Source organism: Polaromonas sp. (assembly GCF_013817205.1).
In the GTDB taxonomy this organism is placed as follows: domain Bacteria; phylum Pseudomonadota; class Gammaproteobacteria; order Burkholderiales; family Burkholderiaceae_C; genus Polaromonas.
The window spans coordinates 19,430-40,784 of record NZ_JACDDD010000028.1 but is presented as its reverse complement, the minus strand read 5'-3'; the positions used below and the strand labels follow the sequence as shown (position 1 = coordinate 40,784).

The 21,355-nt window shown below is 60.3% G+C and carries 20 protein-coding genes and 1 riboswitch; of the genes, 13 read left to right on the top strand and 7 right to left on the bottom strand.

What is annotated here, in order from left to right:
- Nucleotides 1–459: 459 nt before the first annotated feature.
- From H0W47_RS08705 to nrdR, 3 genes are all read left to right on the top strand, one after another.
- Nucleotides 460–1,335, top strand: a complete 876-nt coding sequence (locus H0W47_RS08705) for a lytic transglycosylase domain-containing protein (protein ID WP_296923215.1) — start codon at nucleotides 460–462, stop codon at nucleotides 1,333–1,335.
- A 47-nt stretch (nucleotides 1,336–1,382) separates the two neighbouring features.
- Nucleotides 1,383–1,512, top strand: a riboswitch (ZMP/ZTP riboswitch).
- 50 nt (nucleotides 1,513–1,562) lie between these two features.
- Nucleotides 1,563–2,807, top strand: a complete 1,245-nt coding sequence (glyA, locus tag H0W47_RS08700) for a serine hydroxymethyltransferase (protein ID WP_296923212.1) — start codon at nucleotides 1,563–1,565, stop codon at nucleotides 2,805–2,807.
- Between the two features lie 96 nt (nucleotides 2,808–2,903).
- On the top strand, nucleotides 2,904–3,353 hold the full coding sequence (gene nrdR / locus H0W47_RS08695; RefSeq protein WP_296923209.1) for a transcriptional regulator NrdR: 450 nt from the start codon (nucleotides 2,904–2,906) through the stop codon (nucleotides 3,351–3,353).
- Nucleotides 3,354–3,374: 21 nt separating this feature from the next.
- Here the strand turns inward: nrdR and H0W47_RS08690 are convergent, their stop codons facing one another.
- From H0W47_RS08690 to H0W47_RS08665, 6 genes are read right to left on the bottom strand one after another with little or no spacing between them, the layout of a single operon-like run.
- The gene (locus tag H0W47_RS08690) at nucleotides 3,375–3,830 is read right to left on the bottom strand and encodes a type IV pilin protein (protein ID WP_296923206.1); all 456 of its coding nucleotides are present in this window, start codon (nucleotides 3,828–3,830) and stop codon (nucleotides 3,375–3,377) included.
- A 12-nt stretch (nucleotides 3,831–3,842) separates the two neighbouring features.
- The gene (locus tag H0W47_RS08685; RefSeq protein WP_296923203.1) at nucleotides 3,843–7,448 is read right to left on the bottom strand and encodes a PilC/PilY family type IV pilus protein; all 3,606 of its coding nucleotides are present in this window, start codon (nucleotides 7,446–7,448) and stop codon (nucleotides 3,843–3,845) included.
- A gap of 11 nt (nucleotides 7,449–7,459) precedes the next feature.
- Entirely contained in the window at nucleotides 7,460–8,026 is a 567-nt protein-coding gene (locus tag H0W47_RS08680; RefSeq protein WP_296923200.1) for a PilX N-terminal domain-containing pilus assembly protein, read from the bottom strand.
- Nucleotides 8,027–8,033: 7 nt separating this feature from the next.
- On the bottom strand, nucleotides 8,034–8,891 hold the full coding sequence (locus H0W47_RS08675) for a PilW family protein (protein ID WP_296923198.1): 858 nt from the start codon (nucleotides 8,889–8,891) through the stop codon (nucleotides 8,034–8,036).
- Nucleotides 8,888–9,502 (bottom strand): type IV pilus modification protein PilV, encoded by a 615-nt coding sequence (gene pilV, locus H0W47_RS08670; RefSeq protein WP_296923195.1) that lies wholly within the window; start codon nucleotides 9,500–9,502, stop codon nucleotides 8,888–8,890. Before pilV ends, H0W47_RS08675 begins: the two co-directional genes overlap by 4 nt.
- A complete protein-coding gene (locus H0W47_RS08665; protein ID WP_296923192.1) occupies nucleotides 9,493–10,035 on the bottom strand; it encodes a GspH/FimT family pseudopilin in 543 nt (180 codons plus the stop codon). The genes pilV and H0W47_RS08665 overlap by 10 nt, the downstream gene beginning before the upstream one ends.
- A gap of 122 nt (nucleotides 10,036–10,157) precedes the next feature.
- Between H0W47_RS08665 and ribD the strand changes: the two genes are divergently transcribed.
- Genes ribD through tolA form a run of 10 tightly spaced genes read left to right on the top strand, consistent with a single transcriptional unit; the run spans nucleotide 10,158 to nucleotide 17,761 of the window.
- The gene (ribD, locus tag H0W47_RS08660; RefSeq protein WP_296923189.1) at nucleotides 10,158–11,246 is read left to right on the top strand and encodes a bifunctional diaminohydroxyphosphoribosylaminopyrimidine deaminase/5-amino-6-(5-phosphoribosylamino)uracil reductase RibD; all 1,089 of its coding nucleotides are present in this window, start codon (nucleotides 10,158–10,160) and stop codon (nucleotides 11,244–11,246) included.
- Nucleotides 11,247–11,302: 56 nt separating this feature from the next.
- Complete coding sequence (locus H0W47_RS08655; protein WP_296923186.1) at nucleotides 11,303–11,938, top strand: riboflavin synthase; 636 nt, start codon at nucleotides 11,303–11,305, stop codon at nucleotides 11,936–11,938.
- Between the two features lie 4 nt (nucleotides 11,939–11,942).
- Entirely contained in the window at nucleotides 11,943–13,055 is a 1,113-nt protein-coding gene (gene ribBA, locus H0W47_RS08650; RefSeq protein WP_296923184.1) for a bifunctional 3,4-dihydroxy-2-butanone-4-phosphate synthase/GTP cyclohydrolase II, read from the top strand.
- Nucleotides 13,056–13,059: 4 nt separating this feature from the next.
- On the top strand, nucleotides 13,060–13,524 hold the full coding sequence (gene ribH / locus H0W47_RS08645; protein WP_296923179.1) for a 6,7-dimethyl-8-ribityllumazine synthase: 465 nt from the start codon (nucleotides 13,060–13,062) through the stop codon (nucleotides 13,522–13,524).
- 26 nt (nucleotides 13,525–13,550) lie between these two features.
- Nucleotides 13,551–14,069 carry a transcription antitermination factor NusB gene (nusB, locus tag H0W47_RS08640; protein ID WP_296923176.1) on the top strand — a complete coding sequence of 173 codons (519 nt, stop codon included), beginning with the start codon at nucleotides 13,551–13,553 and terminating at the stop codon, nucleotides 14,067–14,069.
- 17 nt (nucleotides 14,070–14,086) lie between these two features.
- The gene (locus H0W47_RS08635; RefSeq protein ID WP_296923220.1) at nucleotides 14,087–15,283 is read left to right on the top strand and encodes a pyridoxal phosphate-dependent aminotransferase; all 1,197 of its coding nucleotides are present in this window, start codon (nucleotides 14,087–14,089) and stop codon (nucleotides 15,281–15,283) included.
- Nucleotides 15,276–15,698, top strand: a complete 423-nt coding sequence (gene ybgC, locus H0W47_RS08630) for a tol-pal system-associated acyl-CoA thioesterase (protein ID WP_296923171.1) — start codon at nucleotides 15,276–15,278, stop codon at nucleotides 15,696–15,698. Before H0W47_RS08635 ends, ybgC begins: the two co-directional genes overlap by 8 nt.
- Nucleotides 15,695–16,387, top strand: coding sequence for a protein TolQ (tolQ, locus tag H0W47_RS08625; RefSeq protein ID WP_296923168.1), 693 nt, complete (start codon nucleotides 15,695–15,697; stop codon nucleotides 16,385–16,387). Before ybgC ends, tolQ begins: the two co-directional genes overlap by 4 nt.
- Before the next feature lie 14 nt (nucleotides 16,388–16,401).
- On the top strand, nucleotides 16,402–16,833 hold the full coding sequence (locus H0W47_RS08620) for a biopolymer transporter ExbD (RefSeq protein ID WP_296923165.1): 432 nt from the start codon (nucleotides 16,402–16,404) through the stop codon (nucleotides 16,831–16,833).
- A gap of 16 nt (nucleotides 16,834–16,849) precedes the next feature.
- Nucleotides 16,850–17,761 carry a cell envelope integrity protein TolA gene (tolA, locus tag H0W47_RS08615; RefSeq protein WP_296923162.1) on the top strand — a complete coding sequence of 304 codons (912 nt, stop codon included), beginning with the start codon at nucleotides 16,850–16,852 and terminating at the stop codon, nucleotides 17,759–17,761.
- A gap of 70 nt (nucleotides 17,762–17,831) precedes the next feature.
- On the opposite strand, the gene dnaE is transcribed toward tolA, so the two are convergent.
- Entirely contained in the window at nucleotides 17,832–21,338 is a 3,507-nt protein-coding gene (gene dnaE, locus H0W47_RS08610; RefSeq protein WP_296923159.1) for a DNA polymerase III subunit alpha, read from the bottom strand.
- Between the last annotated feature and the right edge of the window lie 17 nt (nucleotides 21,339–21,355).

Sequence of the window (21,355 nt, the reverse complement as noted above, 5' to 3'; positions counted from 1 at the left end):
GGAGGAAAACCAATCAAGGAATTCGCTCCAGGTGCGCGGGTAGTCTTGGGCGGGAACTGGCATAATAACTGGGTATTTATCCAGTATATCTGCATCCGCTGGAGCTAAGCGGATACCTCTTCCAGACATACAGCCCCCCTTGCCGTTGAGCGCCCGTTCTGGCGGTCTTAGGGAGCTTGGTCAAAACCGCCTGAAAGACCCCAACACCGCGGTTTTGGCCAGAAAACCCCATTTTATTGCTCAATTTGATATATCAAAATACTTTAATATTATTGACAAGTTATTTAGACCACTCATAGAATTCGCCGTCCCGACAAAACCAAGGGACAACCCGAATACGCTGCCGAACCCGGCAAAGTCAGACAAGGGGTCCCTACCCCAAGGCAAGCGCCTTGGTTTGACGGCGACCCAATCAAGGTGTGACGGCTCAAAGAGCCGCCGCACGTAGAAAGGAGTGCTATGACAGCGCCAGGACAATCAAGCCCCGTATCCACCTTGCGGGCAATTCAGAAAAACGTGGGTGCCAGTCTGTCCAATATTGCGGACGACATCGCCCAAGGCTTCTTCGAGATCACGCACAACAGCTTTGCCCTGGTTGGCCTGGCTGTGGTGTTCGCCGTGATCACCCTCACCGCCCGGCCCGACCTGCGCCAGGCAGGCGAATCGCAGCTGATGAGCTGGCTGCAGGAGCGCCAGGAAGCCGCGATAGGCTTTACCGAGCCCGCTGCCATCGATCGCGCCACCGCCGCCAACCCCAAGGATCTGCCCAAGCAGCAGGCCGCTGTGGCCTTCTGGTTGAGCCGTAAATACGGCGTCGCGCCCGAACCCTTGAGCGTTCTGGTGGCCGAGGCGTTTGTGATCGGCCAAAAAGCCAAGCTGGACCCTACTCTCATCCTGGCCATCATGGCGATCGAATCGGGCTTCAACCCCTTCGCGCAAAGCCCGGTCGGCGCCCAGGGCCTGATGCAGGTCATGACCAAGATTCACCACGACAAGTATGAAAACTTTGGCGGCAAGTTGGCCGCCTTCGACCCGGTGACCAATCTGCGGGTCGGTGTCAAGGTGTTGCAGGAATGTATTGCCCGCGCCGGTTCGATCGAAGCCGGTCTGAAGTTCTATGTAGGCGCAGCCAACCTGGAGACGGACGGCGGTTACGCGGCCAAGGTCATGGCCGAACACGCCCGCCTCCTGGCCGTCGCCAATGGCCGGGCCCCGGTCTACGCCCCGGTGCGGCCGCCGCTGGCCATTCCCGCATCCATGCCGCGGAGCACCGACAGCCCCGACATGACCGGCCCCAAGGATAGCGACAAGGTCGCCGGCCTGTCGATCTCCTGAGGTCTTGGTCAGGTGCGGCCTGCGCCGCACAGTGACTCCGCTACACTAGGCAGGTGCGCGACTGGCGATAGGCTGGCCCTGATCACGGGGCAAGGCTGACGTGGGATACCACTGGGAAGCGCACCGCTGGCCGTCATCGGCGACACCAGCGATCAGCCGTTCGCCTGGGCAGCCCTTGTTTCATGCACAACCGTGCCAGGACAGGGACCACGTCTTGAAGGACTGCCATGTATCACCGAAATATCCTCGTCGAACAAACCGATCCCGAACTGTGGGCTGCCATCGTCGCTGAAAACGCGCGCCAGGAGCACCACATCGAGCTGATCGCCAGCGAAAACTACGCCTCGCCCGCCGTCATGGCCGCGCAGGGCTCGCAGCTCACCAACAAATACGCCGAAGGCTACCCGGGCCGCCGCTACTACGGTGGCTGCGAACATGTGGACGTGGCCGAGCAACTGGCCATAGACCGCATCAAGCAGATCTTTGGCGCTGAAGCCGCCAACGTGCAGCCGCATTGCGGCGCGTCGGCCAATGAAGCCGTCTTCCTGGCCTTCCTGAAGCCCGGCGACACCATCATGGGCATGAGCCTGGCCGAAGGTGGCCACCTGACCCACGGCATGGCGCTCAACATGAGCGGCAAGTGGTTCAACGTCGTCAGTTACGGCCTGAACGACAAGGAAGAAATCGACTATGACGCGATGGAGCGCAAGGCCCACGAGTCCAAGCCCAAACTGATCATCGCGGGCGCTTCGGCCTACAGCCTGCGCATTGACTTTGAACGCTTTGCCAAGGTGGCCAAGGCCGTCGGCGCGATCTTCATGGTCGACATCGCCCATTACGCTGGCCTGGTGGCTGCGGGCGTGTACCCGAATCCGGTACCGCACGCCGACGTGGTGACCTCCACCACCCACAAAAGCCTGCGCGGCCCGCGCGGCGGCATCATCCTGATGAAAGCCGAGCACGAAAAAGCCATCAACAGCGCCATCTTCCCCGGCCTGCAAGGCGGCCCGCTGATGCATGTGATTGCGGCCAAGGCCGTGGCTTTTAAGGAGGCGTTGGCCCCCGAGTTCAAGACCTACCAGCAACAGGTGTTGAAAAACGCCCAAATCGTGGCCGAAACACTGACCCTGCGCGGCCTGCGCATCGTCAGTGGCCGCACCGAAAGCCACCTCATGCTGGTGGACCTGCGCGCCAAAGGCATCACCGGCAAGGAAGCCGAGGCGGTACTGGGCAGCGCCCACATGACGATCAACAAGAACGCCATTCCCAACGACCCTGAAAAACCGATGGTCACCAGCGGCGTGCGTATCGGCACCCCGGCGATGACCACACGCGGTTTCAAGGACGAGGAAGCCCGTTTGACCGCCAACCTGATCGCCGACGTGCTCGACAATCCGCGCGACGCGGCTAACATCGACGCGGTGCGCGCCAAGGTCAATGCGCTGACCAGCCGTTTCCCGGTTTACCGCTGACCATGCCGCGCCCGGTTGCTACGCTTTTGATAGCTGCTTGCGCCCGTATCATGAGGGCTGGAGGCCAATAATGCTTACAATCCAAGGCAAAGCCGCATGAAATGCCCCTTCTGCGGCAACCTCGAAACCCAGGTCGTCGAGACCCGGGTGGCGGAAGACGCAGACTTCATACGCCGCCGCCGTCAGTGCGGTGCGTGTGAAAAACGCTTCACCACCTACGAGCGGCCCGACGTCAACTTCCCCGCCATTGTCAAGAAGGACGGGCGCCGCATCGAATACAAGCGCAGCAAGATCCTGGGGTCCATGAACCTAGCACTGCGCAAACGCCCCGTCAGCACCGAACAGGTGGATTCGGCCATCGAGCGGATCGAGGAAAAGCTACTGAACCTCGGCCTGCGCGAAGTGCCCTCCACGCGGCTGGGCGAGCTGGTCATGCGCGAGCTGAGAAAGCTAGACAAAGTCGCCTACGTTCGTTTTGCCAGCGTTTACCGCAGTTTTGAGGACATTGACGAGTTCAAGACGCTGGTGGATGAGGTGCGGCGGTAACCTTTTCCTTCCCGATCTGACTTATCGCCAACACTCGGCGACTGTTGGACCCGTTGCACTTCTACCCTTGACACCTGTATTGGTGATGGTGAGCGACCCGCACTTGTCCGCCGCCATACTGCCGGAAGGGACTGCTGTCAGGGTATACGAGTTGACCGTAGCCGCAACGCTCAGCGTGTACCGCGTGGTGGCTCCAGCCGGAATCGTTTGCAAACGCGCAGGTAGTGCCGGATTGCCATTCGCAGCCGTGCTGTAACGATTGCTGGCGCCGTAGTAACGTTCCATGAACTGCTGGGCCTCAAGCAAGGCCGCGGTCGCTTCCGACCGGTTACCCCGCATGATGTGCTCCGTGTAAGCGGGGTAGGCAATTGCAGAAAGAATACCGATGATGGCCACCACAACCATGATTTCGATCAAGGTGAAGCCTGAATGGCGCCGCGCGGGACGGCGCTCTACGGAGACATAAACGGCTTGCATGGACGTACTTTCTTAGCGGATGGGTGGATTGATGATTCTGCGCCAGACCCTGTCCTTGATCATTTGGGAGAGAACCGGGTCGTTAGGCACGCAGATGCGGTTGCCGGTGGTCTGGTCAAGAACAGCCCCCATGGTGAAGCCCGGCGCACAAAACCCGGAGCCACCGCTCCCCGCGCCGGCACCGCTGCCGGGCAAGAACACCCTCTCGCCGCCAGGGGAGCCCGTGAAATAACCCGCACTGCTGGAGTCCGAGGCATTTACCAAATTGTCTCCATTGGTGTCAAAAAGCTTGTACGCCGGATTTTCACCCGTGGCTATAGGCAATACAAATGTGATGCCTATGCCGGTAGAAGCATCACAGGACGCCACATTCTGTGCAGGTGCCAATGTACTGACGAGTGCCAGACTTTTGCTGACGGTCAGGGTCCGAGTTACTGTTCTTAAACCCGTGATGATCCCCAGGTCGATGACCCATCCACGTTGCGTCGTGAAGTCAACATCAGCGCCAGCAACGTCATAAAGAACCGCACCTCCCACTCCTGGCGTTGACGTCACCGTCCGGGTGGCCAGGGACGCACGAGTCATGGGCCGGGCAAAAGCAATATCTGACGGTTTGTCCCATACACCGTAGATGGCCTGCACAGCCGTTGAATTGGCGTCAGCTTCGGTCACCAGCAGGCCCGTACCAAACACCAACAACTTTCCACCATTAGGATGGTCAAAAATTCCGGGCGGCTGGCTGATGGGCTGCGCCACACCCCCGGTACTGGTGGCCGAGAAGAAAGCTGTGCCGCCAGACACTTCAAACCTGCTGACGGCTGCCGCGCTGTAATCAAACTTCCACAGCTTGCCTTTCAGATCGCCAGCAAACAGGTTGGTAATTTGACCAAGACTGTTGCGCTGGACGGATACCCCACTCAAGCCATTGGAACCGGATGCATCCACCACTAACTTTTGAAGAGCACCTGTCTCCAGATTCGCCACAAACAGGACAGCCTTGCCCGCATCGCTCAGATGGCCATTGCCGAATACCGCGACCCATTCCCCGTTCGGCAAGACACCTGCTTCAACTCCAGAATAGATGTAACCCATGTCGCTGTCGTTAGTACTGGACAATTCCCACCGGATGCTGGATGCCCCGAGATTGGCAGTGTCCGTCACATCCAGCGCAAAAATTCCGCGCCCGCCCGCCGCGAACGCTCCAAGCAGGTAATTGCGCCAGCTGGGAGAATTTGCCCCCGGAGCGCGTACATAGGCGTCGGTTTCACGCAGTGGCCCGTCAACAAAATACTGGTGGTAGAGCAGGTTTGTGCCATACGTCTGGTCTGCCAGTTTTTCGAGGTTGGGATACACAATTCGCGGCACATAAGCAAAAACTTCCTTGCCGTCATCGGCAGGGATCAGGCCGCCTGTGTCCTTGAAGCCGTGCAACATACCGTCATTGCTTCCCGCAAACAGAACCGATGTGCGTGCCGCTTTCTGCGTCAGGAATGCGCGATAGCTGTTACCACCAGTAGGCAAAGTGCTGTAGCCGAGATTGACCGATCCCTTCACCAGAACCGGATTGGAATTGATGAAATCCCCCAAAACGCCGCTACGCTGGCGGAAAAGCAGCGCGCTTCCTTCCTGGCTCCTGTCGCCGCGAAGAAAATTGACAAAGGTGCTCTGCTGAACAGCGGCAACGCTACCAGCCCCGCCCATGGCGGCCCTGTTGCCAGCGCTTATATCGCTCCAGGTGAAGGCAACGCCGGCAGGCGTCGGCAAGCCAGCATCCCAAGTAAAGATCCTGCGGCTGGCCCACGCCGGCACCTTGGCCTCAGCAGTCCATAGCTGTATGCCTGCCTGCCCGTTCGCGTCCAGTGCGAAGGCCTGCACGTCACCACTCCACGCCCCTGTCTTGTACAGTGGAACATATTTGCGATTTCCATCCTGCAAGGTGGTGGCTGCAGTTGCAACACCTGCCTCTCGCAGCTCTCGTTGCAAGGTCTGTCCGATCGATCTCCGTATTGCATCAGCCAGTTCGTTGGGGTCTTTGGCACTGAAAAATGCACCACGGCTGTTGACCGCCGCATGCCAGAGATCATCAATCTTGTCGGAGCCCCAGGATTTGGTCTCGTTAAACAAAAAGGGCAGATCCGTATCCGGGTTTAGCGTTCCTCTTACACCCAATCCAACGGTGAAGTTCACCATATGCTGCCAAAAGGCCGGGTTATCCAGCGACGCGACGACTTTGTTGTCTAAATCGGTCCGTAAATCATTTTTCCAGTATTTCATCGCATAGTCGGCCAACCTGTTTGAAGACCCGTCCTTGTAGGGCGGAATCGGATTGTATTGATAAGAAGGTCCTGGACCACTTATGTTGAGCCCAGCGGTGTTGTCATCGTTGCCTACTTCTATCAGGCCCGGAGTAGCGGGATTGTCAGCCGTTGCCTGGGAGGGCAGGCTGTCATTCCAATAGCCGTCTGTGACCAAAAGGTGGTAGGCCCTACGGCAGGTTTTGTGGGCATTGGGGGTTGAAGAACCGGGAGTGTCCGACCATGGGCCGCGGTTGCCGGTTCGGGAAAAATAGTTACCCGCCTCCTGCATCGCCAGGCGCAAAGGCGTCCCGCCGTCCGCAGGAACTGCGTATAGCCAATCAAACATTGTGCTTTTTCGACTGGCCGTGAAGTCACGCACACCAGATTCAATCACACGGGTGTCCACGTTATCAATACTGGTCAAACCCTTGTTGATTCGACCGTAACCAACGCGAAAGGTATCGGCGGCCTCTGAAAACGCTTCGGCGACGGAGCCACGAGCCAGCAGGCTGCGTGTGCGGTAATACGTGAACCAGTTGGCAAAGTTCTGCCGCTCCTGATCGAGTGTGCAAGTGCCGCCGGTGCAATCGATGCGATTCGGGTATTTGGTGTAAGTGGTGCCCAAGCTGGCGTTGATGGTGAACTTGGTGTAACTTTCCGCGAGGGTAGCGTCCAGATATTGACCCGCCCCGTTTTTCCGCAGGCGGTAGTACAGACCAGGGTCATAATCGAAATTCTGATTGCTGCCATCACAACTACTGGCATTGCCACTCGGCCTAAAACACCACCGAATCGAGTTATCAGTCATAACCCGAACGTTAGTCAAATCAATCGTTCCACCCGACACTGCATTCATGGGATCACGTGGCGCTGCACTCACTGAAGCATTCGCCATACGACCACCGGCGGCCAACGGCCAGGGCCGATAAAGCACCTCGGGGTTGTAGTAGATGGTGTTGGAGTCTGGCGACCGCATCAGCGCTTGCCGGTAATTGGTCGATGCGGGGTCGCTAGCAATGGTGCCCACAAAGTGGCTGGCCAGAATCGCGTTGTCACCCGGGTCCATGCGAACGGACCGGCTACCAATCGGGCTGGGCACTGTTTGGGACCCCAGATACACGGTTTCCTCCGGCATGTGCTGAAACATCATGGAACCAGAGTCATCCATGGTCAGCAGAATGTTCGGTTTGACGCCACCACCGTCCCGGCTGAGCAAAGGCTTCTGTGCAGGCTGGGCCGCGACCAGCGGGACGCCCAGGATTGCCACGATTCCGACTGCGAGAAGCAGGCGATTTGAAGAGAAGTAGTGTGAGCAATACATGGATGCGCTCCTTAATTTAAAGCCAAAGTGGACTGCAGCCAGACCACCGAGCCGCCCGTGGTCTTACCCGTTCCTGCATTCGCGGTGTAGTCGGGGCTGAAGCCCCGGGCTGTGATGACGTAAACAATGTTGGTATCTTTCAGCGCCTGCTTTTCTGCAACACATTGCGGAAGCGTCGAAGGCTTGAATGCGCTGTTTGACGATTTGATTTGTAACTCGGGCAATACCGTCAGCGTTGCCGACGCCCCACCACCACCTAACCAGGTATCGGTGCGATTCCAGGCTGGGTCGGCTTCAAAGGCAGTTGTAACAATATTTGCCTCCTGCAGCGTTGCAACACGCGCCGCGTCGGCCTTGGCGAGCTCGGCTTCACAATAACGCAAGGCTGCCTCGGCATATTGCTGGGCCAGGCTTTGCATGCGCATATTGTTGGTGACCCGCTCATCAGACGTGGCGTTGCGAATGGCCGCCGCTGATGTCAGACCAATGATCACCACCATGATCAGCACAATGATCAATGAAACACCGCCCTGCCGGCGTCGGCGTGACATGCAAAAACGAGGGTAAAAATTGTTCATGACCATCCTAGAACGTCATCTTGTTGCGCAACGCCGTCGTCGTGAAGTAGGCGCGACGTGCAAAACGGTCGGCAGATACTTGTGCAACCGAGTCACAATCAAAATAGTTTGCCGGGTCTTCGGCCGACAAGACCGGCTCGGCGCTGCGCATCAACAGACACACACGCACACTCACCACATGTGCGAAGGTAGGGTCCAACACATTGGCCGCGCTGACGTACCTCACAATCTGGCGCTTGTCGGCAGGGTTGGCCTCGCCGTACCAGATTTTCATGGTTTCGACGTTGTCCACCAAAGCCCCACCCGAGTTCCCGAGTTTGCTCGCGCAATGAAGCTCCGAGCGCCCCAACGTACTGACAGACACGTAATAACGGTTATGAGTAAGATAAAAAAATGGGGTGGCTGTGGTGTCCTGCGTGAGAGCTGCACCAAGGCAATCCGAGGGCACCCCCGAAGAATGCGGCACCGAATTGCTCAGGTCTGCCTCGTAAACCACCTCAATGGCCGGGGAACCAGCCCCCGCGCAAGCAACGGCCCCCGTGGTGTTGGCCGCAACAAAGCCCGTGTCGCAGCCGAAAACCGCGTGGCCGGAATAGGTTCGCCCGAACTGAAAGGTAGCCGGGTCCATGCTGGTAGGCTGGGCATAACCCGCGAGCTGCAGATCGCGCGACAGGATCTGCAGACCCACCTGCGCATCCTCGTTCATCTGGGCATACGCTGCCTGCAATTTGTTGGTCTGCCCGGACGTGATGTAGCTCAACAAAACAGCACCCACGACGACCAGCCCGATGACGAGCGAAACCAGGACCTCGACAATCGACAGGCCGCGCTGACGTGAGCGAATAAGTAAAGGAGGGCGCTTCATAGATTGATCCTGAAAAAGCTGCAGCGTATGCTTCGGTCATCTTCCAGATTCAAGCTGTCCGGGCACTCCTTCGCCAGCGCAGGCGCTTCATCATTGTTTGCCACCGCAGGGTCGCGCCAGGCGACCCACACATCCGCAGCGGTCTGCCCCGCTTCGCGAGAAATAAAAATCGATCCCTCCGGCAGCTGGGTGCGCACGAGCAGGCGCCACTGCGCAAGATCCAGCTCCGCGATCTGCTGTGGCGAGCAGGTGCTGGCTGCGGTGTTACACAGTTGCGCGGGCAGTGTGGCTGCGGTTGCCTGGCCGGCAAAATCAGTACTGCTGTAGTCATACACACCAGCGAAAAACCCGGTTGCGGCAACACCCCCCGCCGCAGCCAAGCCTTTGTTCGCCCTCATTCTTTCACCAAGGTCGCTGGCTAGCAGAGTGGCAGTGGCACGGTACTGCGACATCTTGGTGTAGCGCAAAGCCGAGGCGTTGACGCCAGCCAAGGCCAGCAAGGCAATCGAAGAAATAACGATAGAAACCAGAACTTCAATCAGCGAGCCGCCTCGATGGAAATGCCGTCGATGGTGGGTCGAAGCCAAAGGTCGAGAGGCGATCACGTGCATGCTGTAGCTCCCGCAGCCTTAAGGCCGGCCCGACCCTGGTTGGAAATGCATACCACCCGAACGGAACCCACGGGTACCGTGCCACTGGGGGTAAAAATGAAAGTCTGGTTCGCGCTTTTTGCCCAGCCGGTAGGCTGGAATGTAAAAAATCGACGATCCATCGCCGGCGTGGTGCTGGCAATAGATGAAATCGAGTTCAGCGCCTGCTGAACCCTGACGATTTCATCCTCCGCATCTACCGTGCCGTCGCCATCGTCGTCAATAAAGACTATCCACCCGCTGACCCACAAATTGCTTCCAGTAGCACAGCTGGTTCCATTGCCCGACTGGCACAATGTCACACGTGCCGAACGCTTGACCGCCTCCGAGCGCGCATAACGCATATCGGTCATCAGCGCGTCAGTCGCAGCCTGGACCGTGCGGTTGACAAGCAAACCCCGGAAGCTGGGCACCGCCAGAGACGCCAGTATCGCGACCAGGGAAACCACGATCATCAGTTCAATCAGCGTAAAACCTGCTTGACGTATCTTCATAAGGGTAAGCCTACTCGCGAACGCCGCCCTGCCCCACGTTTTGCCGACGTCCGGCTGACCATGCCCGCCAAACGGTAAACTTCTTCTCCCCGCCTACCCAAAACCTCCACGTCGGACGCCTGATGATCGAACTCGCAGTCGAATACGCCGCCAAGGCGCTGGGGCGGTCCGCGCCCAACCCGGCCGTGGGCTGCGTGTTGACCTCCCCGGATGGCCGGACGCTCGGCCAGGGCCACACACAGCGCGCCGGTGGCCCTCACGCCGAAATCATGGCTTTGCGTGACGCGGCGGCCAAAGGCCATTCTGTCGCCGGGGCCACCGCCTGGGTGACACTGGAGCCCTGCTCTCACCACGGGCGCACCGGCCCCTGCTGCGACGCGCTGATTGCGGCCGGCATCAAAAAAGTGGTGGCTTCCATTGCCGACCCCAACCCGCTGGTGAGCGGACAGGGCTTTGCGCGACTGCGCGCTGCCGGCATTGAGGTCGAGGTGGGCCCGGGCGCAGAAGAGTCACGTGAGCTGAACATCGGCTTTTTCAGCCGCATGATCCGCAAAACCCCTTGGGTGCGCATGAAAGTCGCCGCTTCGCTGGACGGAAAGACGGCGCTGGACAACGGCACCAGCCAGTGGATCACCTCGGACGCCGCGCGCGCGGACGGCCATGCCTGGCGGGCCCGCTCCTGCGCTGTTCTCACCGGCATTGGCACCGTGCTGGAAGACAACCCTCGCCTTGATGTCCGACTGGTCGAGATGCCGCGCCAACCGCATCTGGTGGTGGTGGACAGCCGGCTGGAAACGCCACTTGATGCTCTTCTTTTCACCCCCCAACGCACGATCTACATCTACGCGGCCGTAAAAAACGACGAAAAAAAGGCGGCGCTCGAGGCGCGCGGCGCCACCGTCATCTACCAGCCCGGGGCCAACGGCAAGGTTGATCTGGCGGCCATGCTGCGCGATCTGGCGCGCCGCGAGGTCAATGAAGTGCATGTGGAAGCCGGGCACAAGCTCAATGGCTCGCTGATTCGCGAAGGCCTGGTCGACGAGTTTGTGGTCTACCTGGCGCCCAAATGGATAGGCCAGGGCGCGGGCATGGCCAGTTTTGGCCCCATCACCGAGCTGTCGCAGGCGGTAGAACTCGACTTTCGCTCCACCGAGCAGTTGGGGCCGGACCTGCGGATTGTGGCGCGGGTTCGCGGGCGCGACGCCTTTTAGCCCCCTGATTGCTGCAGTGCGCCATGCGCTGCGGCAATCTCTGCGAAAATACGCCGATGTTTACCGGAATCATTACCGGCGTGGGGCGCATCGTCGCTACCCACCGCCTGGGCAGCTCTTTGGACCACGGCCTGCAACTCGAGATCGAGACGCCGGCAGGTTATCTCGACGACGTGGGCCTGGGCGACAGCATCGCCCTGAACGGCGCCTGCATGACGGTGACGTCTCTCGCCCCCCAGAACAACCAGTTCTCGATTGAAATTTCAGCCGAATCGCTGGGCAAGACCAGCGGCCTGGCCGAACCCGGCCCCATCAATCTCGAAAAAGCCCTGCGTGCCCATGATCGCCTCGGCGGTCATATCGTTGCGGGCCACGTGGACGGCGTCGGCACCGTCAGCCATTTTGCGCAGGTCGGTGAAAGTTGGGAATTACGCATCCTGGCGCCTCGGGATCTGGCCAAATATCTGGCATACAAGGGTTCCATCACCGTCAACGGGGTCAGCCTGACCGTTAACAGGGTGACCGATCTTGATGGCGACACACCCGGCTGCGAAATCAGCATCAACCTGATCAGCCACACGGTTCAGAACACGGCCTTGGGCCACCTGCGCGTGCAGTCGCTGGTCAACCTCGAAATCGACCTCATTGCGCGTTATGTCGAACGCATGCTCCAAAACGGAAAGACCCCCTGACACCATGACGATTGCCATCTCCCCTGTTGAAGACATCGTGGCCGACATGCGGGCCGGTCGCATGGTGATTCTGGTTGACGAAGAAGACCGCGAGAACGAAGGCGATCTGGTGCTGGCCGCCGACCACGTCAGCGCCGAAGCCATCAACTTCATGGCGCGTTACGGCCGTGGCCTGATCTGCCTGACGCTGACCCGCGAGCGCTGCGAGCGCCTGCAACTGCCCCCGATGGCGACCCGCAACGGCACCAAGCACAGCACCGCGTTCACGGTGTCGATTGAAGCTGCCGAAGGCGTCACCACCGGCATTTCTGCCGCAGACCGGGCGCGCACGGTACAGGCCGCGGTAGCCAGGGACGCCCAAGTCAGCGACCTGGTCCAGCCCGGCCACATCTTCCCCCTGCAGGCGGTTGATGGCGGTGTGTTGATGCGCGCCGGCCATACCGAAGCCGGTTGCGACCTGGCCGGCATGGCGGGTTGCTCACCGTCCGCCGTTATCTGCGAAATCATGAAGGACGACGGCACCATGGCGCGCCTGCCCGACCTGCAGGTATTTGCCGCCGAGCACGGGCTCAAGATTGGCACGATTGCCGACCTGATCGAACACCGCAGCCGGCACGATTCGCTGATTGAAAAAATCGGCGAACGCACCATCCAGACCGCTTTTGGCGAATTCGCTGTGCACGCCTTCAAGGACAAGCCCAGCCAAGGCCTGCACCTGGCGTTGGTCAAAGGCCAATGGGCAGCAGATGAAACCGTCGCCGCGCGTGTGCACGAGCCGCTGTCGGTGCTGGATGCGCTGGAAACCGGCCGCTCCATGCACTCCTGGAGCCTGGACCAGAGCCTTGCGCATCTGGCCAAGGCTGGCAAAGGCGTGGCCGTGCTGCTCAATTGCGGCGAAAGTGCGGCCCAGTTGCTGGCGCAGTTCGAGGGCACGGCACGCGCCAGTCAGGCGCCCGAGCGGGGCCGCATGGACCTGCGCACCTACGGCGTGGGTGCGCAAATCCTGCGGGAGTGCGGCGTTCACAAAATGGAATTGATGGGCAACCCGCGCCGCATGCCCAGCATGACCGGTTACGGACTCGAAATCACCGGCTATATCGCCAACAAAAAGGAATAAAACCGTGTTTGGTGCAGAAAAAGGATCCGCTGATCATCTGAGCGGCAAAAAACTCTCGGTAGGCATTGTTCAGGCACGCTTCAACGAAAGCATCACCAATGCCCTGGCCCAGGCTTGCTGGCAGGAGTTGCTGGTGCTGGGCGTCGAAGAAAAAAACATCCACCACGTCAAGGTACCGGGTGCGCTGGAAATCCCTTCAGCGCTGCAGGCCCTGGCTGAACGTGACCAGTACGACGCGCTGATCGCACTGGGCTGCATCATCCGCGGCGAAACCTACCACTTTGAACTGGTCGCCAATGAAAGCGGCGCCTCGGTCAGCCGGCTGGCACTGGACTACCAGCTGCCGATTGCCAATGCCATCCTGACGGTGGAAAACGTCGCCCAAGCCGAGGCCCGCCAGGTGGACAAGGGCCGTGATGCGGCGCGGGTGGCGGTGGAAATGGCCAACCTGCTGAACGAACTGTCTTGACCCCCTGCAACACCCCACAAGCGCGCATGCCCGACACCACCCCCACCAAACCCAAACGCCCGCCGCAAACCCGCACCGGCCTGACCGACACCGGTGTCAAAAAGGCCGCTGACAAATCGGCCCGTACGCGCGCGCGCGAGTTCGCCCTGCAGGCGCTGTACCAGCACCTGGTGGGGCGCAATGAGGCGGCCTCCATCGACGCCTTCACGCGGGACCTTGTCGGCTTTCACAAAGCCGATTCGGCCCACTACGACGCCCTGCTGCACGGCTGCATCGGCGAAGCCACTGCGCTCGATGAGAGCTTCACCCCCCTGCTGGACCGCAAGATGGCCGAGATCTCGCCGGTCGAACACGCGGTGCTGTGGATTGGGGCCTACGAGTTCAAGCACTGCCTGGACGTGCCGTATCGCGTGGTCATCAACGAATGTATCGAGCTGGCCAAGGCCTTCGGCGGCACAGACGGCCACAAATACGTCAACGGCGTGTTGCACAAGCTGGCACCAGACTTTCGGGCGGCCGAAGTCGCCGCTGACAAAAAACCCTGACTCGCAGCATGACATCCTTGCGGATCGCCCGGCGCGCCCAGCGCATTGAGCCGTTTTATGTGATGGAAGTTGCCAAGGCGGCAGCGGCCATGGCCCGGGACGTCGCGCAGACCTCGCGCCCGATGATCTTCCTGAACATCGGTGAGCCGGACTTCACCGCGCCGCCGCCGGTGCAGGAAGCGGCGGTACGCGCCATCCACGACGGCAACACGCAGTACACCCAGGCCACCGGCCTGCAGGAGCTGAGGGAGCGCATCAGCGGGTGGTATGCCACCCGCTTCAAGGCCGATGTGGCGCCTGGCCGCATCATCATCACCGCCGGCGCATCGGCAGCGCTGCAACTGGCCTGCCTGGCTCTGATTGAAGCTGGTGACGAGATCCTGATGCCGGACCCGAGTTACCCCTGCAACCGACATTTTGTCAGCGCCGCTGAAGGTGACGCGGTGCTGGTGCCGACCACGCCTGCAGAACGCTTCCAGCTCAGCAGTGCCAAGGTTCAAGCGGCTTGGACGGAGAAAACACGGGGCGTGCTGCTGGCTTCGCCGTCGAACCCGACCGGCACCTCGATTGCGCCGGACGAACTGCGCCGTATCCACGAGTTTGTGCACAGTCGCGGCGGCATCACGCTGATCGACGAGATCTACCTGGGTTTGAGCTTCGATGAACGTTTTGGCCACACCGCGCTGGCCATGGGCGATGGCCTGGGTGACAGCATCATCAGCATCAACAGTTTCAGCAAGTACTTCAACATGACTGGCTGGCGCCTGGGCTGGCTGGTGGTGCCGGAAGATCTCGCGCCGGTGATCGAGCGCATCGCGCAAAACCTGTTCATCTGCCCCAGCACCGTGGCCCAGCATGCGGCGCTGGCCTGTTTTGAACCTGAGAGCCTGGCTGAATACGAACGCCGCCGTGCCGAGTTCAGGGCCAGGCGCGACTATTTCATTCCCGAACTGAATCGCCTCGGCCTGACAGTGCCGGTGATGCCTGACGGCGCGTTTTACGCCTATGCCGACTGCACCGATGCCGCCGCGCGGCTGGGGGTCTCAGGCAGCTGGGACTTTTCTTTCGAACTGATGAAACGTGCGCACCTGGCAGTGACCCCAGGCCGCGATTTCGGAACCATGTCGCCCGAGCGTTACGTCCGCTTTTCCACGGCCAACTCCATGGATCAACTCAAAGAGGCCCTGGAGCGGCTGGAGGCCGTGCTTGGCTAAGCCGGCATTCCAGTGGCCACTGCGCGTGTACTGGGAAGACACCGACGCCGGTGGCATCGTGTTTTATGCCAACTACCTCAAATTTTTTGAACGTTCGCGCACCGAGTGGCTCAGATCACTGGGCATTGAGCAGCACGCCCTGCGCGAGCGAACCGGTGGCATGTTTGTGGTCAGCGAAACCAGCGTGCGTTACCACCGCCCCGCGCGACTCGACGATGAACTGATTGTTACCGCCAGTCTGAATGAAAAAGGCCGCGCGTCCTTGATAATCGGGCAACAGGCGCTATTAAAATCAGAGCATGGGCCGATACTGCTGTGCGAGGGCACCATACGCATCGGCTGGGTCGAAGCCGCTGGCCTGAAACCTGCTCGAATTCCCGCTGAACTTCTTGACCGTCTGGAAACCACAACATGAATCAGGATTTGTCCATCGTCAACCTCCTCCTCAACGCCAGCTGGGTGGTCCAGGGCGTGGTGGCCCTGCTGGTGGGTGTGTCGATTGCGAGCTGGGCGGCGATCTTCCGCAAGATCATCTCGCTCAAACGCGTGCAGTCGCTCAACGACGAGTTTGATCGCGAATTCTGGTCGGGCACCAGCCTGAATGACCTGTATGCGGCAGCCACCCAGAACGCCAAGACCAGCGGTCCGATGGAACGCATTTTTGCCAGCGGCATGCGTGAGTTTCAGAAGCTGCGTGAGCGCCGCATGGCGGACCCCAGCACCCTGCTCGACGGCGCGCGCCGCGCCATGCGCGCCAGCTACCAGCGCGAAGTTGATGCGGTTGAGTCCAACCTGTCCTTCCTGGCCACTGTCGGTTCGGTCTCGCCCTATGTGGGCCTGTTCGGCACGGTCTGGGGCATCATGCATGCCTTCACCGGCCTAGCCGCACTGGAGCAGGTGACACTGTCTGCGGTCGCACCCGGCATCGCCGAGGCATTGGTAGCCACGGCCATTGGCCTGTTTGCCGCCATCCCTGCCGTGGTTGCCTACAACCGCTTTGCCCACGATATCGACCGCGTGGCCAACAAGCTGGAGACCTTCATCGAGGAGTTCTCGAACATCCTGCAGCGCAACCTGGGCGCAACCTCCCCGTCCGGCCACTGATCAGGAGAGACGCAATGCCAGCAGTCAGCTCCCGCGGCCGTGGCCGCCGCACCATCAGTGAAATCAACATGGTGCCCTTCATCGACGTGATGCTGGTGTTGCTCATCATCTTCATGGTGACGGCGCCCCTGATCACGCCCAGCATGATTGCCTTGCCCAAGGTCGGCAAGGCGCCGGGACAGCCACCCCGGCCTATCCAGATCGAGATCAGCAAGGATGAAGTCATCCAGATCAAGTCCGAGGGGCAGTCGGTGCCGACGCAGCTGGGCGAAGTGGGTTCCGCAGTCAAGCGCCTGCAGCCCGCCGTGCCGGCCGGCGAGCAGGTCACACCGGTGGTGATCAGCGCCGACAAGTCCATCAAGTACGAAACCGTGGTCAAGGTCATGGACGCGCTGCAAAAAGCCGGCGTCGCCCGTGTCGGCCTGTCGGTGCAAACCGGCAACTAAGCCCGTATTGCTGTCGATGCCCAGCGCCGCCGACCGACTTGACCTGGCACCGCAACGCGATCCCGGTGCGCTGCGGTCTTTCGGCCTGGCGCTGCTGGTCCATGCCCTGCTGATAGGCGCACTGACCTGGGGTATCAACTGGAAACACAGCGACCCGGACCTTTCCTTCGAGGCCGAGTTGTGGTCCAGCGTCCCGCAGGAAGCGGCGCCCAAGCTGGTGGAGCCTCCACCTGCCCCGCCGCCGCCTCCCCCGCCGCCCGAGCCCGTCGTCAAGGCACCGCCACCACCGCCCGCACCTGACGTAGACATTGCGCTCGAGCGCGAGAAAAAGCGCAAGCTGGAACTGAAGAAGAAGGAAGAAGAACTGGCAAAGGCCAAGGCCGAGCAGGACAGGCTCAAGGAGCTTCAGGCCAAAAAGGAGAAAGAGCAGAAGCTGAAGGACGAACTCGCCAAGCGCAAGGCTGAGGAAGCGAAGAAGGCGGAAGCAAAGAAGGTCGAAGACAAAAAGCTAGAAGCGAAAGAAACGGAAAAGCAGAAACTCGCAGACGCAGCGACAAAGAAGCTACGCGACGACGCGATGAAGCGAATGATGGCCCAAGCCGGCGCTACCGGCGGAGCGGATGCCACCGGTTCTGCCCAAAAAGCAAGAGGCCCTTCGGCTAGCTACAAAGGGCGCTTAGCGGCCCTGTTCAAGAGGAACATTAGTTTTGCCAACCCCGAAGGAATTCAAGGCAATCCTAAAGCCATCGTTCAGGTGGAAGTTTCACCGACGGGAGTGATCATGAGTTCAAAGTTGAGCAAGTCGAGCGGCGTGCCTGCTTGGGACGAAGCTGTCCTTCGCGCGGTCGAAAAAACTGGAAGGATACCTGCAGACGAAACCGGCAAAATCGTTTCCGGTTTTCCGATTGAGTTTGGCCCAAAAGATTGAACGAACGAATAAAAAATGCTACCAATAAAGTAGCTGCTTACGCCCGCCCGACGGGGGCTGAAGCCCGATTTCATTCATAAACAATCTGCGCCAACCCCTGGTCGGCCTGCGCTATCCAGCTCGCCAGCGCGGCATTGGTCGGGAAAAACTTCGCGGCTTCACCCAGCTGCAGTTCGGCCACCACGCTCTCTCGCTTGAGGCTCAGGCGCACCGGCAGGCCGCGGCTGACTTCGCCTTGCTCGGACATTTCCTTGCGCGGCGGAAAATCCCGCACGATGCGCTGCACATCCGGCGCCGCGCCATTGACCGCCACACGCAGGTACTTGCCGAAGCGGCAACGCGCCGACTCCAGGCTCCACACTTGGGTGACCTTGAAGCGCCGGCCGAAACGCTCTGAGGCCGGCTGCAAGGTGCCCTGCACAATCACCAGTTCGTCGTCTTTCAGCAGATTGCGGTTGGCGTTGAAGGTGGCCTCGTCCACTGAAGCCTCCAGCGTGTCTGTCTTGTCGTCGAGCTTGAAGATGATCAGCTTGCCGCGGTTGCCGTTGATCACGCGCAGGTCGCTGACGATGGCTGCCAGCAGGGTCTGGTCGCGGGAATCAATCAGGTCATCGATCTTGCGTTTGACGAACTGCCTGACCTCGGTTTCAACTTCATCAAAAAGGTGGCCGGACAGGTAAAAACCAATCGCGGTTTTTTCCTGCACCAGCCGCGCCTTCACGCCAAAAGGCACGGCTTCCACCAGCGGCGGCTCCTGTGTGCTCGCCGCATGTGAGTCCATGTCGAACAGGCCGCCCTGGTTGGCGTTGGCTTCAGCCTGCGCCGAAAATTCAAAGGCCCGGTCCACCGAGGCCAGCAGCGAGGCGCGGTTGAGCTGCAGATTGTCGAAAGCGCCCGCCTTGATCAGCGCCTCGACCGTGCGCTTGTTCATTTTGGTCCTGTCGACCCGCAGACAGAAGTCGAACAGCGACGAGAACGGCCCGCCCGCCTCGCGCGCCGCCACGATGGCGGCAATCGCCTGCTGGCCGGTGCCCTTGACCGCTCCCAGGCCGTAACGAATGCTGGTGTTGCTGATCGGCTCGAAGCGGTGGTGGCCGCGGTTGACGTCGGGCGACTCGAAACTGATGCCCATCTTCTGTGCGTCACCGAACAGGATTTTGAGCTTGTCGGTATCGCCCATCTCGACGGTCATGTTGGCGCAGAAAAACTCGGCGGTGTAATGGCGCTTGAGCCAGGCGGTGTGATAGGCCAGCAGTGCGTAGGCGGCCGAGTGCGACTTGTTGAAGCCGTAGCCGGCGAACTTCTCCATCAGGTCGAAAACCTCGTCGGCTTTTTCCTGGCTCAAACCGTTGACACCTGCGCCTTTGCGGAAAATTTCCCGCTGCGACGCCATCTCTTTTTCGTCCTTCTTGCCCATGGCACGGCGCAACATGTCGGCGCCGCCCAGCGAGTAGCCACCCAGGATCTGTGCGGTCTGCATCACCTGCTCCTGGTAGACCATGATGCCGTAGGTCTCTTCCAGGATGGGCTTGACGCGTGGGTCCGGGTACTCGGGTGTTTCCTTGCCCTGCTTGCGTGCGATGTAAGTCGGGATCAGGTCCATCGGGCCCGGCCGGTACAGCGCATTCATCGCGATCAGGTCTTCCAGCCGGTTCGGCCGCGCGTCCCTGAGCATGCGCTGCATGCCGATACTTTCAAACTGGAACACGGCTTCTGTCTTGCCTTCGGCGAACAAGGCATACACCCGCTGGTCGTCAAGCGGCAGGTTCTCGAACTTGAAGTCCTTTTGCGCCGGATGCCGCTGCACGATGAACTCGCGCGCCAGCTCCAGAATGGTCAGCGTGGCCAGGCCCAGAAAGTCGAACTTGACCAAGCCAATTGCCTCGACGTCGTTCTTGTCGAACTGGCTGACCGCCGAGGTGCTGCCGGGCTGCAGGTAAAGCGGGCAGAAATCGGTGAGCTTGCCCGGCGCAATCAGCACGCCACCGGCATGCATGCCAACGTTTCGCGTCAGGCCTTCGAGCTTGCGCGCCAGCTCGAGCAGGGTACGCACATCTTCTTCCTTGGCCTCGCGTTCGGCCAGCACTGGCTCAGCCTCCAGCGCGTACACCATCTTGTCGTTTTTTTTGCGTTCGGCCGGAACCAACTGCAAGGTAACGGCCTGACCGGGCTTGTTGGGCACCAGCTTGGAGATACCGTCGCAAAAGCCATAGGAAAAGTCGAGTACCCGACCCACGTCGCGAATTGCGGCACGTGCGGCCATGGTGCCGAAGGTGACGATCTGGCTGACCGCCGCATGACCGTACTTGTCCTTGACATAGTCGATCACGCGGTCACGATTCGTCTGGCAGAAGTCGATGTCGAAGTCGGGCATGGACACCCGTTCCGGGTTGAGGAAACGCTCGAACAGCAGGTTGTACTGCAGCGGGTCCAGGTCGGTGATCTTCAGCGAATAAGCCACCAGCGAGCCGGCGCCGGAGCCACGGCCCGGCCCGACCGGGCAGCCGTTGTTCTTGGCCCAGTTGATGAAGTCGCCCACGATGAGAAAGTAGCCCGGGAAACCCATCTTCAGGATGGTGTTGATCTCGAACTCCAGCCGCTCGACGTATTGGGGTCGTTTTTCGTTGCGGATCGCCTCATTTGGATACAGATGGGCCAGCCGTTCTTCCAGCCCTTCAAACGAGGCGTAACGGAAATATTCGTCGGGCGGCATGCGCACGCCATTGACCTCAGGCGTCGGGTATTCCGGCAACATGGCCTTGCCGAGTTCCAGTTTGAGGTTGCATCGTTTGGCGATTTCCAGCGTATTCGCCAGCGCCGAAGGCAGGTCGGCAAACAACCCGGCCATTTGCGCCGAGGACTTGAAATACTGCTCGCGCGTGAACTTGCGCACACGTCGCGCATTGCCCAGGATTTCACCGCCGGCGATACAGACGCGTGCTTCGTGGGCCTCGTAATCCTCATACCCCAGGAACTGCACCGGATGCGTGGCCACCACCGGCAGCTTGAGCCGTGCGGCAAGTTGCACCGCCGCCACTACATGCTGCTCGTCGTCCACACGCTGGGCGCGCTGCAGCTCGATGTAAAAACGGTGCGGGAACAGTCCGGCGAAGTACAGCGCACATTCCAGTGCGCGCGCGCCATCACCCTGCACCAGCGCCTGGCCCACCGCGCCGCCCTGCGCACCCGACAGCGCGATCAGGCCCTCGCCGAGTTCCTGCAGCCATTCCAGGCTGATGACGGCCTGGTCGCGCACCACGCCGCGCGTCCAGGCACGGGTCAGCAGCTCCGACAAATTCAGATAACCTTGGCGGTTCTGCACCAGCAGCAGCAGGCGCGCCGGCGGTGCCGTGGCCTCTTTGCCGGGCACCTGCACCCAGACGTCTGCGCCTATCAGCGGCTTGACACCGGCGCTGCGGCTTTCCTTGTAAAACTTCACCGTGCCAAACAGGTTACCCAGATCGGTAATCGCCAGCGCCGGTTGCCCGTCGGCCGCTGCGGCCTGCACAATTTCATCGATGCGGTTGGTGCCGTCAACGACGGAAAACTCGGTGTGAAGACGTAAATGGACAAACATGGCTTCATTCTAGAGGG